This window comes from Lysinibacillus sp. CNPSo 3705 (genome assembly GCF_028674935.1).
Lineage (GTDB): Bacteria > Bacillota > Bacilli > Bacillales_A > Planococcaceae > Lysinibacillus.
The window spans coordinates 15,556-27,789 of record NZ_JAQZSD010000034.1 but is presented as its reverse complement, the minus strand read 5'-3'; the positions used below and the strand labels follow the sequence as shown (position 1 = coordinate 27,789).

At 35.6% G+C, this 12,234-nt stretch carries 10 protein-coding genes and 1 pseudogene; 7 read left to right on the top strand and 4 right to left on the bottom strand.

Annotated elements, in window-relative coordinates; genetic code table 11:
- Nucleotides 1-79 precede the first annotated feature (79 nt).
- Entirely contained in the window at nucleotides 80-847 is a 768-nt protein-coding gene (locus tag PVA17_RS15170; RefSeq protein WP_274068146.1) for a MerR family transcriptional regulator, read from the bottom strand.
- A 371-nt stretch (nucleotides 848-1,218) separates the two neighbouring features.
- Here PVA17_RS15170 and PVA17_RS15165 point away from each other — a divergent pair, with 371 nt between their 5' ends.
- Complete coding sequence (locus PVA17_RS15165; RefSeq protein ID WP_274068145.1) at nucleotides 1,219-2,610, top strand: hypothetical protein; 1,392 nt, start codon at nucleotides 1,219-1,221, stop codon at nucleotides 2,608-2,610.
- Nucleotides 2,611-3,461: 851 nt separating this feature from the next.
- Nucleotides 3,462-3,794: pseudogene (locus PVA17_RS15160) on the top strand (transposase); the annotation flags it as partial.
- A gap of 106 nt (nucleotides 3,795-3,900) precedes the next feature.
- Here PVA17_RS15160 and PVA17_RS15155 read toward each other — a convergent pair.
- The 3 genes from PVA17_RS15155 to PVA17_RS15145 form a co-directional block, all read right to left on the bottom strand.
- The gene (locus PVA17_RS15155; protein ID WP_132360846.1) at nucleotides 3,901-4,335 is read right to left on the bottom strand and encodes a DUF3888 domain-containing protein; all 435 of its coding nucleotides are present in this window, start codon (nucleotides 4,333-4,335) and stop codon (nucleotides 3,901-3,903) included.
- A gap of 441 nt (nucleotides 4,336-4,776) precedes the next feature.
- A complete protein-coding gene (locus PVA17_RS15150; protein WP_274068144.1) occupies nucleotides 4,777-5,109 on the bottom strand; it encodes a hypothetical protein in 333 nt (110 codons plus the stop codon).
- A 393-nt stretch (nucleotides 5,110-5,502) separates the two neighbouring features.
- Entirely contained in the window at nucleotides 5,503-5,697 is a 195-nt protein-coding gene (locus tag PVA17_RS15145; protein ID WP_107894816.1) for a hypothetical protein, read from the bottom strand.
- A 386-nt stretch (nucleotides 5,698-6,083) separates the two neighbouring features.
- On the opposite strand from PVA17_RS15145, the gene PVA17_RS15140 reads away from it, so the two are divergent.
- The 5 genes from PVA17_RS15140 to PVA17_RS15120 all read left to right on the top strand — a co-directional run bounded on the left by PVA17_RS15140 (nucleotide 6,084) and on the right by PVA17_RS15120 (nucleotide 11,369).
- A complete protein-coding gene (locus PVA17_RS15140) occupies nucleotides 6,084-6,509 on the top strand; it encodes an acyl-CoA thioesterase (protein WP_132360842.1) in 426 nt (141 codons plus the stop codon).
- Nucleotides 6,510-6,520: 11 nt separating this feature from the next.
- Nucleotides 6,521-6,895, top strand: coding sequence for a DUF423 domain-containing protein (locus PVA17_RS15135; RefSeq protein ID WP_274068143.1), 375 nt, complete (start codon nucleotides 6,521-6,523; stop codon nucleotides 6,893-6,895).
- 366 nt (nucleotides 6,896-7,261) lie between these two features.
- A complete protein-coding gene (locus PVA17_RS15130) occupies nucleotides 7,262-8,578 on the top strand; it encodes an SPFH domain-containing protein (protein ID WP_274068142.1) in 1,317 nt (438 codons plus the stop codon).
- Nucleotides 8,579-8,592: 14 nt separating this feature from the next.
- Entirely contained in the window at nucleotides 8,593-9,696 is a 1,104-nt protein-coding gene (locus PVA17_RS15125) for a TFIIB-type zinc ribbon-containing protein (RefSeq protein WP_132361118.1), read from the top strand.
- 467 nt (nucleotides 9,697-10,163) lie between these two features.
- On the top strand, nucleotides 10,164-11,369 hold the full coding sequence (locus tag PVA17_RS15120) for an EAL domain-containing protein (protein WP_132360836.1): 1,206 nt from the start codon (nucleotides 10,164-10,166) through the stop codon (nucleotides 11,367-11,369).
- Nucleotides 11,370-12,234: the final 865 nt, after the last annotated feature.

Here is a 12,234-nt window from a genome sequence, read left to right as displayed (position 1 = left end):
GAAACGATGCTTAGACAAAGTAAGTAATCGGAGACAAACAGTAAAAAAAGCCATGAAAAAATATGAATACTTGTGATTTTTATTCCAGTTCTCCTTGCTTCATATAAAACTCTAGTGCTTGATTAAACCATTTTTGTTCATCCTCAGTGAAAGGAGAAGTTGTCATATTTTCAAGTTCTTGAATATTCAGTTCTTCCAAATTAGTATTAGCTAACTTTTGTATTAAATCGTCACCTAGAAATGAAAAAATGGAATCTAAATAGTTTTTGACCATCTCTTGTACTTTGGAGTCATCTATAGGTTTACCATATAATTGTTTCATTTCTTTAGAAAATTGAATAAATGTTTTATCCAACATAATTTTATCTTCCCCTGATTTGATTGAAAGCTCTTCTGTGATGTCTGTTAAACGATGATGTTCCATCCATTCTTCATGTTTATGCTCTACTTTCATATTGTAAATAAGGCTAAATAATATCGTACTATCTACTTCTCCTTCTTCTTCGAGTAACTTTATTACTCTTTTAATTGCTTGTATGGATTGTTCAATTTTTTCCTTTTCACTTACTAAGGCATTTAAATGTAGTGATAAACTTTCATTCAAATCAACGTTAAAACTCGACTCATTTAACAAAATTGCTATTTTATCTAATCGGTACCCTAGAAATTTTAGGCTTATAATTTTTTGTAAAGTAATAATATCTTGAAAATAGTAAGTGCGATGCCCAGAAGAAGGATTCTTCTCGGGTTGTAATAAACCAATTTCATCATAGTAATGCAAAGTAGGTATTGGCATTCCTGTCTTTTCAGAAAATTCACCAATAGAAAACTTTCTATCCTTATTCATCAAAATTCCTCCTATCAAAAGTATAGCTTTATCATACAACCTAAAGTAACTAGAGGTTCAAGGGAAAATTTTAAGAGATTCTTGAATAATTGTTGTAAAAGTACAAACGGTTTAAATGATACATACGTTTACTTCGTGCATTAAGTAAACAAATAAGAGATAATTGGGGGTAGGAGGTGATGTAAATATTTCCCTGACTTGGTATTTGTCATATCCTTTATATAGGGGGGAGACAGACTGCCGACCGACCTGCGCTTGGCAGACTAGTTTGGAGCGTGACAAACTTGGCCGGCTCATAATTATGTGACTTTATTAGTATAAAGTCTAAAAGTGATATGTAACTAGAATCTATTAAACATGAGGTGAAAAAAATGGCAGTATTAAATACGGTAAACGAAGCTTTAAAATTCTTTAACGAACAATTTCCAGAAGGTTCTTCTTATAGGGGAGCTGAAGAAGCACAAATTGCACAGGGGCGAATTTTCGCGGGGCGAGCAGTTCCAGGAGTTGGTTTACAACGCATGGGATGGCAAATTCAATTCTTGACAACGCTTTACGACAAAATTGGTCCAAATCATTCAGATTCTTGCCGAGTGATGAGTGCAATCGTTCATAACTTAAATATCTTCTATACAACACCTATTCACACTAAAACGGAGGCCACAATTGAAATTCCGAGTGGTAGTACAGCTTGGGAAGCTGGGGTAGTTGAAATTGATCCAGGTTATCCAATTATGTTAGTAGCATTATCTATGCTTCGTAAATCAACTCATGCGTATAATAATTTAGGTGTAAATGATTCAGGAGATTCACAAGCGTACTTGAATACAGCACTTACTCGACACTATCAAAAAATATTATATCACTGCCAAAATTCGGGTCACGGTAAAACTCTTATGACTGATCCGGGATCATTTGGTACAACAAATCCAACTGTTCGTTCATTCACAACAGCTGATGGATCAACTTTTAAAGTGGCTAATGGCGTTGTTAATACTACATATATGATGTTAGGGTCTTTAGCTTACTATCATGACGTTGTACTTAACCATTCTCAAACTGAAGTTGAAAATGATCCTCTTTATACAAATATTTTTAATGCTGGAGTTAATTTGATTAACGCTTTTGGTAACGCTGTTGATTCGGATTGTGTTTCGATTGCAATTGGTGGTGGTGCTAAAGGTACTACATGGGCACAATTACGAGCACCGTATGTTTCATCAGGATATGATTCATATGTAGGTGCATCGCTTGTTTGGTTAGGTCATGGCATTGTTCCAACAAATAATATTTATGCACTTACAGAATCGACTCTAGTTACTTCTTCTATACAGCTAAGCAATTATTACAAAAATTATGTGCTTACTAACAGATCAAATGCTCCGATGGCTATGGTCCCATTAACTAATGGCTCACCAGCCACGTTATCTGGATCTACTTTCACAGCTGCAAAAACATTCTTTGGGACTCAGACGCCAACTAATGACGAGGTTTTAAACCTTACAGGGCTAATTAATGATCATCCGTATTCAACAGGATATTTATATACATTCGCTAATAACGGAGATTCAGATTTTATTAACAAAGTCGATAAAGCGGTACGAGAATCTGGCGAAGGTTTATGGAGAAGTACAGCTGAAATGGGGACAACTTCTTCAATCGTTGCTTATGGTCGACGAGGGGAAGCGGCAGGCCATCGTACATTATCTGGTTTAGCCGGACTTCTTCAACGTGGTATCCCAACAGTGACAAACGGGCAGTAATATTTAATTAAGTACATTAAACATTCAGTCATGTTCATTTGAATGTGACTGCTCTTTTGCTCTGAAAAGTGAGTGTCGAGCAGTTTCAATAAGTATAGCTGCAAAATGAAAAACCTGTTAAAAGGGGCTGGGACATAACTAAATTGTTCCTTCATAAAGCCGAAAAATCTCTAAATTAACAAAACATGATAAATGAAAAACCGAACTATTCCGAAACACTTCATGAGAGTTTCATTGTATAGCTCCTTATTCTCAAATCACAACATATTCAAATGGTTCAGTAGCTGGAGTTGATTTCAGTGAAGCCACTTTTTACGATGAGGAAGGCAATGTAATTGAACCACCAAACGATTTTTGTAGGCTTCAAGGAGCTCATGACGAACTCTCTAGAGTTTATTCGGCATCTGGTGGAATAAAAGCGAAGGTAAGACCTAAAGAAGGAGCAAATCAGCGCACAGATTATGTATATTTAAGAGTAGCCAAAGCACTTACTGGGTTGATTCTTCATTTTAATTATCTTAACTAACGAAAGAAGGTTATTTTAGTGGCAATAGAAGGTTGGTTTAATCATTGAACCACTCTTATGGTCATTAGTTGTTTTTATTAGTTATATCAGATGATATTATGAGAATGATTGATATTATGAGAATGTAGTAGACAAACCCAAAGAAATTTAAAATTGTCCTCAAACTGAAGAGGCTGGGACAAAACCCATCTTTAAACTAAAAAGCCGGTGAAATTTTACGATCAGTAAAATTTCACCGGCTTTAAATATTTTTCATAAAAAAATAAGGACCACTTCTGATAAAATTAAGTCACCACAACAAAATTATACAGAAAGAAGGATCCTTATGTTTAAAGATTATAACATGAATCAATTAGTTATTCCTTTAGATTTAGAAGTAAAATTACAAAAGAATGATATTGCCTTCCATGTCCATCATTTAGTCGAAAGTATCCCGCCTGAAGCATTTGAACCATTCCTTCGAAATGAGGGATGTCCTGCCTACCATCCACGCATGATGCATAAAATTAGCTTATGTGCCTACACGCAATCTGTCTTCTCAGGGCGCAAAATTTAAGCGCTTTTAAAAGATAGTCTTCGGATGATGTGGTTAGCTCAAGGGCATGAACCAATCTACCGAACAATCAACCGATTCCGTGTCCAGCCAGAAGTAGTAAAAGAGTTGATTGGAAAGTACCAAGAAATGCAGGAAATACTAGATTTATAGGCAACTATGGAACATAGGCGGGCAAGTGAAGATTTGAAAGAAAATGTGCAGTTTTGAGTTAATTAGTGAATTTAGATAACTTATCAACTTCTTCAGGAGTAATATTTTTAACTTTATAAGAAATAACGGCCTTATTTGAAATAACTTTATACTTTTCTGAAGTTTCACCAGGAGGTATACGAAAAGTGATGTTAATTAGTTTAAATGGTGGATTGTGAGCACCTTCAAAAGAAATAACCCTTAAACTAACATCATAGTAGTCATTTTGTCTATTTCTTTCAATTTTTTCGATTCTTCCATAATCGAATAATTGATTATTACCGTATGAAGACATTGTTTCAAGAATTGGTAGACCTAATTCACGTAAAAATGCTAACTCTATAACACTCGGTGGTTGATCTTGTGGGAAATATTCAGTATCTGATTTAGCAAAAGCAAAATTTATGGCTAGGAAACTCATTAAAAGTAACGAGATGATTATTTTTTTCATCATAAAAAAATTCCTTTCTGTATTTGTTTGTTGTTATTTGCAAATACGAGTGATTTTATGTACCTAAATTTGGACTAATCTCAAATTAATTTTACTGAACAATATGATTGCTACACAAACCACCATTAATAGCAGGTAGTAATAATATAGGCGAAATAAAACAAAGTAGTCTTTCAATCTTAAATAGGCAATAAAAAGTGAAGTTGTAAGTACATTGATATTATAGCGTTACTAAAATATTTTACTTCCGAAATTCAGAATTATGTTACATGAAAATTAATGTGATATTCAATTTCTGCATAAAAAAGAGCACTCTATTAAAAAAGAATGCAACGTTTCAAGTATACAAAGAACATGTGTAAGAGTTAAAGGAGCTTACTTTCAAGAAAGACCCAAAGAAGAATTTAACAAAAAATTAGTAGAGGGGGTAAAAAGCAAAAGGTGTTAATCTTTCTTTTGCTTAATTTCTAAAAATATTGAGAAACCAATTGCAATAAACATTACTATAGAAAAAATAATGGTAGAAGTGGATTTAAAAGAGAATGATGTAATCAATAAAGCAAGAGAACAAATGATAATGGCTATACGTAATAAAATATTTGTTCTTTTACTAGGTTTGAAAAAGTCTTCTAATACACCAAGTAAAATACAAAATCCTATAAATGCAAGATACTCATATAAAAGTATGGGTTCTAAATGTTCTGGACTGAACCTCATTAACTGAAACAAAGAAATGAGAATAAGAATGTATTTTGTAAATTTAAAAATGCCTGACAAAGTATCACCTCATTTTAATAATAGGTAACTAAATAATGTAAGTCTAGATGAAATTAGGAATAAATTTTTCGGAAGTCACTTCTTTTGAGTAAACCCCAATTAAGTGGGGTACATAGGGTAAAAACGGATACCTTTCTTACCAAATTAATTATTAAAATGAAGATTCTAAATTTTGTAAAAATCAAAAATTTTAATTTTCTCTTGTTCAAAAACAAAAACCCAACAATTCTAACGGGTTCTGTTTTGAAGTACAAAAAGCAAAATCGCAGGTTAAAAGACAATTAATTATTTTATGTACAACTTGGTTTGATATTTCGTGCATCAAAAGTTAACTAAAGCAACCCGTTCGTCAAATATTGTTACCGAACATCATGTGTACTATGTGTGTTTCTCTTATTCTATTACTATACTAAATGAGATATTAAGCTTATCCCAAACCCAAGCCTGAAAAATTCTATCTATTTCTATTTTTAGTGCTTTATCATCCAAATCATCATCAATACCTAATTCTTTAAAAGTAAATGTTTCTGTCGCCTCTGTACCTTCATATTTTGTACTACTGAATGAAAAAGTAACTGTCTTATCCATTGTTGGTTCACCCTCCTATTTTAACCCTGCATAAACCGCCTTTTATTACAGTTTACATTATTCCTTCATAATGCAGTAAACTACATCGTTGGTTGAATATAGTTCCTTGCCATATAACATATTACGCCAACTAATTCGTGCGAAAAAAGATTATGTATTCGCATCGTTATAGAATGTTTTATAATGTACCTTTATTTATACGATTTGATATACCATTTCGTATGAAAATTGTTAAAAAGTCGCTTTATATCAATAAAAAAAGGATATCCAAATCATTGCGATTTGATATCTTTTTTATAATGTTTTTTAGAGTTTTGTACTCGAAAACAGAACCCGTTACACCAAATCAATATTTTTACGCTATAATGTAGGACGAGGTGAAGAAAATGTTTGTTAGTGAAAAACAAATTGAAATTCGATATGCTGAGACCGACCAAATGGGCGTGGTGTATCATGCGAACTACATCATTTGGATGGAGATAGGCCGTTCTCAGTTAGTAAATGATGCAGGCTTTGAGTATGCTAAGTTAGAAAAAGACGGTTATGTATCGCCAGTGATGGATTTATCCATTTCTTATAAGGCTGCTATGCATTATGGCCAAGTGGCGACGGTCCGTACATGGGTGGAAAAACACGATCGTTTACGTACAACATATGGCTATGAAATTTTACATGAGGATGGCACGATTGCAGCTACTGCTCAGTCCGTACATATTCTAGCTCAAAAAGATACGTTACGTCCGGTATCCTTAAGTAAAATTGATCCGGCATGGGATGCGAAATACAAAGAAATCGCACGCGAGACGAAATAGGAGAATCATATATGGAACTTTTATTGACAATCGGTGCAATTATGGCTTGTCTTGGTGTTGTGTTAGGCGCTTTTGGAGCGCATGCACTAAAAGATAAATTTGCGTCACCACACTATGCAGCTATTTGGGAGACTGCAGTGCAATACCATATGTATCATGCATTAGGCTTACTAGGGCTTGGGATTTTATCGAGTGAAGCCCTTTTAGGCGCTTCAAGTATGCTTTCTTGGGCAGGCTATTTAATGTTTGCAGGTATTGTGTTTTTCTCAGGCAGTTTGTATGTATTAGCTGTTACAGGTGTGAAAAAGCTTGGTGCGATTACCCCAATCGGTGGTTTGTTATTTATCGTTGCCTGGGTGCTTGTGGCTATTTCCGCATTATCTTAAGAACCGCTAAGATTCACTAAAAAACGATAGTATTTACAATACGATAGAGGTAGTTCCTTTGGAGCTATCTCTTTTTATAGAGAAGTTTGAAAAAAATGAAACAAATCATCCTTTTTATGCGTACTACATAATGATTAGATTATTTATCTTTCGGCGAATGTCACTGATTCGGCAAGAAGTTCATTTTGGGTTAGCCTAAAATAAGATAATGGCTAACTGACCTGCATCGGTAAAAATGCCACATACCTGCGGCAATATCGAAATGACTGGTCTAAGCACAAAGCCGAATCCGGACGCAATTAAGCTGAGGCATAATTGCTATGATAAAATAAGTCTTAAGTATATAAGTTGAAGGTGGGAATAAATATGGGTTTATTAAAAGCAGGGGTTGGGGCATTAGCAGGTGTTCTAGAAGATCAATGGCGTGAATATTTCTATTGTGAGTCGCTGTCAGCGGATGTGCTTGTGGAAAAGGGGCGTAAACGTACTTCTAAAAGAGGGTCAAATAAAGGCAATGACAACATTATTAGTAATGGCTCTATTATTGCTATCAATGAAGGGCAATGTATGATGATTGTCGAGCAAGGGAAAGTAGTAGAGTTCTCTGCGGAGTCTGGTGAGTATGTTTATGATACATCCACAGAGCCGTCGATAATGTATGGCAATGATTTGTCCGAAGGTATAAAGGAAACATTCAAGCAGATTGGTAAACGCTTCACATTTGGCGGAGAGCCTGCAAAGGATCAGCGTGTGTATTATTTTAATAAAAAAGAAATCGTAGGTAATAAATACGGGACACCTGCACCGATTCCTTTCCGTGTGATCGATCGTAATATCGGCCTAGATATTGATATTGCTATTCGTTGCCATGGCGAATATTCATATAAAATTGTCGATCCATTATTATTCTATACAAATGTATGTGGAAACGTTGAGCGTGAATTTACAAGAGATGCCATCGATAGCCAATTAAAAACGGAATTGATGACGGCGTTACAGCCGGCTTTCGCACATATTTCAGCAAGCGGGGTACGCTATAGTGAAATTCCTGCACATACGGTTGCTCTAGCAGATGCCCTAAATAAAGTGTTATCAGAGAAGTGGCTAGCAACACGTGGTTTAGCAGTTGTATCATTTGGCATTAGTTCATTAAAAGCATCTGAAGAAGATGAAGCAATGATAAAACAACTACAACGAAATGCAGTAATGCGTGATCCAGGTATGGCTGCAGCTCATTTAACAGGTGCACAGGCGGAAGCAATGATTGCAGCAGCTAATAATGATGGCGGAGCAATGGCAGGATTTATGGGCATGAACATGGCGACACAAGCAGGCGGTGTTAATGCAGGACAGCTTTACCAAATGAATGAACAAAATAAACAGGTAGCTCAACAAGGACAAACAGCGACGAACTCAGCTACATGGAAATGTGCATGTGGTAGTGAAAACACGGGTAAATTCTGTTCAAATTGTGGATCACCAAAGCCAGCAGAAGAAGGATGGACTTGTACATGTGGTGCTGTCAACAAAGGAAAATTCTGTAGCGAATGTGGTGCTAAAAAACCTTCAGGAGCATTGCAATACGTTTGCGATAAATGTGGTTGGCTACCAGAGGATCCTGCAAACCCACCTAAATTCTGCCCAGAGTGTGGCGATGTGTTTGATGAGAATGATGTTAAGTAAGGAGATGACTAATGATGCCAACGCAAGACGCTGAAAATGCTAAACAAGTAAAGCTTGATTTTGACGCTGAGTGTCCATCATGTAGTGCATCCATTGAATTTAACCCAGCAACTGGGAAGCTAACATGTCCTTATTGTGGCTATGAAACTGAAATTGCAGCCCCAGAGAAGCAAGAGGAAAAAGTTGCCCAGGAAATGGATTTTGCAATGGCTGAAGAACGTGGGAATTTTAACTGGGGTGTTGAGAAAAAAACAGTCATTTGCAAATCCTGTGCGGCAGAAACGATTTATGATGCATTACAGGTAGCTGATAGTTGCCCATACTGTGGCTCTAATCAGGTTATGGAGGCTAGTGCTGAAAATACACTAGCCCCGAACGGAGTATGCGCATTTGAAATAACAGATAAGCAAGCGGGAGAGAACTTCCAAAGTTGGATTAAGGGAAAATGGTTTACACCGAGAGCAGCAAAAGAGAGTGCAAAGCCTGATTCATTTAAAGGGGTATATCTTCCTTATTGGACTTTCGATACGAAAACAAGCTCGAGGTATTCTGCAAGGTACGGTAGACATCGCACAGTTACAGATAAAGATGGCAATACTCGAACTGAAACTGATTGGTATTCTACAAGTGGTTTTTATCAGGAATTTATTGATGATCATTTAATCAGTGCGACAACACGTTATGATCGTAATATGATGAGAAAAATAGAACCCTTTAATTTACTTAATAATAAAGCCTATAAACCAGAATACGTATCAGGATTTTTATCAGAACGCTACAGTATTGGTTTACAGGACGGATGGAGTCAGGCGAAGAGGGAAATTTCTGATCATTTGAATGCACAAATTACGTCAAAAATACGTTGGGAACATAATGCGGATGTAGTATCCAATTTACATTTCTCAACGACTCATGATGATATTACATACAAATATCTAATGTTGCCGATTTGGCTTTCTTCATTCCGTTACAAAGAGAAAATTTATCGCTTTATGGTAAATGGACAAACAGGTCGAGTAGGTGGGGATGCTCCTATTTCACCACTTCGTGTAACAATTGCAGTTATCTTATCTTTAATTGCAATTGCGATTATTTGGTATTTCTTCATGTCAGAATAGTCATGAGCAGTATTCCTGTAGGATATAATCCATACTTTGGAATACTGCTTTTTACTGGTGTGGGTGAACGGCTGAATAATTTTAGGATAAAGAATGAAAACCTTTAATGATCATAGCTTTCATATTGAATTGTTGCATAAGTTATAAGATAAAGGTATTTTGAAGGACAGCGATACAGGAAAAATTTTGTGAATGCATATAGGGTGACGCTAAATAACAATAAGCATACTCCAGCAACCTATTAGGCGAGAAAGTCGTTATTAGTGATGAATTGTCAGAAAAAAATAAATCAGTTAGGTGGAAGTTTGTTAAATTTCCAGGACAGATTTTTTCCATAAAATAACGCCATGTGAAGTTGCCAATTTACTTTAAACAAATTATTATACAGTCAGAGAGCTTTTTTTTCATGTAATAAGCTGTGAATGCAATGTTATTCTTGGATAACATCATGTATGGAGGTTTCGACAATGGATGCAATTGAAGTTTTAACAAATTTAGATCAAATACATGGGTATTTTCAACCTATTTTTAGCGCGGATGCGCATACGGTGATTGCCTACGAAATTTCCGGACAGTTACAAATCGAGGGTCAACAAATTAATTTAAAAGATTTTGTGAATAATGAAGATATTCCAGAAGAGTATCGTATTGATATGGAACATAAAATTCTACATGCTGCATTAGCAAAAGTAGAAGAAATCGGACAGGATATTGATATTTATATTCCTAGTAACCCGAACTTACTGATGCAGGATTTTGGTGAAAGTCATTTTAATATTATTCAACAATATATAAGTGAAGACGATTTACATCGTATTGTATTAGTTGTTTCTGAGCATCGTTTTTTAGGCGATATTCATAAGCTGCACCATGCAGTACGTTACTTTACGACTTTTGGTGTCAAAATTGCCGTTCAGGAAGTGGGAGCGGAGAGTCATTTAGAGCACATTGCTCTATTATCACCACAAATTTTAAAGGTCGATATTCAAGACTTAAATTATGATTCATGGTCTGCACAGTCTGATATGATATCAGCAATAGGTAGTCTCGCGTATAAAATTGGCGCAAATCTTTTATTTGAAGGAATCGAAACTGTGTATCAATTGCAGTTTGCTTGGAAAAACGGGGGACGATTTTATCAGGGGCGATACTTGGCAAATCCTGCCATAACATTCGTAGAGAAGGATATTTTAAAGGAACGTTTTAAGGAAGAGTGCCAGCAGTTTATTACCTCTGAAAAGAAAATTCTAGAGGCACAATATTTCGAGTTGAAAAAGCTGAGAGAGGAGCTAGAAGCGATTGTCCATCGTGTCAAACCTTCTAGTGACAACATCACACTTTTAGAGCATTTAGCACAGCTATTGGATAGTTATTCGTTCCGAGTATATATTTGTAATGAAGATGGCTTCCAACTTTCTCCAAACGTAATGCGTATAGATGGACTGTGGGAGCTGCAGCCTAGAGCTATCAATAAAAATTGGAGTTGGCGCCCGTACTTCCTACAAACAATCATTAAAATGCGCAACGATCAAAGTGGAGAAATCTCAGAGCTTTATCGAGATATCGAGACAGGAGAAATTACAAGGACATTTTCTATTGCTATTAATGAGCATGAATATTTGTTCGTCGATCTTTCGTATGATTTCCTATACGAGCATAATATATTTAGATAGTTCTATGAATGAAGGGTACAAGAAAATAGCTTGTACCCATAATTTGTGTAGTAATGTTTAGTGCAATAGCTAATGAATATCTCACGTACTAACGCTGGCGGCCAGTAATAAACGAGTCAGCGTTTTTTAGTACTTTTTTACGGCAGTTAGTAAATTAAATGAAAGTACGAAACGATCGCTTTGTAGCTTCAATGGGCGAAAAAGGTAACTAATTAGCTTATTTCGTACCATGTTATACAGTTAATCCGTTTATCCTCGCTACAGGACGACAAAGACACCATACTTTGAAGATGATTTTAGCTAGCATATCGCAAGAGGGAAAGATGGTTCTATTAAAATCCCGGAATGGAGGAAGCGATTCAATTCTTAATTTTTTCTTTTAAATGTTTTTAGCAAAGAATGTGGGATATAACAATTGAAAGACAAATTTGAATAGAAGTAAGTGCAAAAGAAGAAAACAGTATGGTCAGTTGTTACTGCAGTTTTGTGCTTTTATCGTTTGGTCGGGGACAAGTGCTGACAATATGAGGTGTTGGTGGTACTCCGCCGCCGCCCATTACGTGCATTCCTGGAAAGCATTGTCCAATCCAATAGGTAAATAAATTGTGAGCTGATATTCAAGCAAAAAGAGAAATCGACGTTATTCGAGTTCTCTTTTTGCTTAAATTTATTAAGTTATGCTATTTACTATTCTAGTTCACTGTTAATGGTCACGTATTTACGAATGTTTCCTACTCTTACACAAAGCCCAATTCGTTTTCTACCTATAAGCAATTTTCCACGGACAAAAAATCTCGTGAAATGCAAAGTAGCCTTAAGACTAGAAAAACTGGTTCTACATCGATTTTTCGTTGTCGATAGATGG

Excerpts from the sequence above, each read along its gene's own strand:
- PVA17_RS15120 (WP_132360836.1), top strand. The coding sequence starts at position 10,164 with ATGGATGCAATTGAAGTTTTAACAAATTTAGATCAAATACATGGGTAT.
- PVA17_RS15170 (WP_274068146.1), bottom strand. The coding sequence starts at position 847 with ATGAATAAGGATAGAAAGTTTTCTATTGGTGAATTTTCTGAAAAGACA.
- PVA17_RS15135 (WP_274068143.1), top strand. The coding sequence starts at position 6,521 with ATGGAACTTTTATTGACAATCGGTGCAATTATGGCTTGTCTTGGTGTT.
- PVA17_RS15130 (WP_274068142.1), top strand. The coding sequence starts at position 7,262 with ATGGGTTTATTAAAAGCAGGGGTTGGGGCATTAGCAGGTGTTCTAGAA.
- PVA17_RS15165 (WP_274068145.1), top strand. The coding sequence starts at position 1,219 with ATGGCAGTATTAAATACGGTAAACGAAGCTTTAAAATTCTTTAACGAA.
- PVA17_RS15145 (WP_107894816.1), bottom strand. The coding sequence starts at position 5,697 with ATGGATAAGACAGTTACTTTTTCATTCAGTAGTACAAAATATGAAGGT.
- PVA17_RS15140 (WP_132360842.1), top strand. The coding sequence starts at position 6,084 with ATGTTTGTTAGTGAAAAACAAATTGAAATTCGATATGCTGAGACCGAC.
- PVA17_RS15155 (WP_132360846.1), bottom strand. The coding sequence starts at position 4,335 with ATGATGAAAAAAATAATCATCTCGTTACTTTTAATGAGTTTCCTAGCC.
- PVA17_RS15125 (WP_132361118.1), top strand. The coding sequence starts at position 8,593 with ATGCCAACGCAAGACGCTGAAAATGCTAAACAAGTAAAGCTTGATTTT.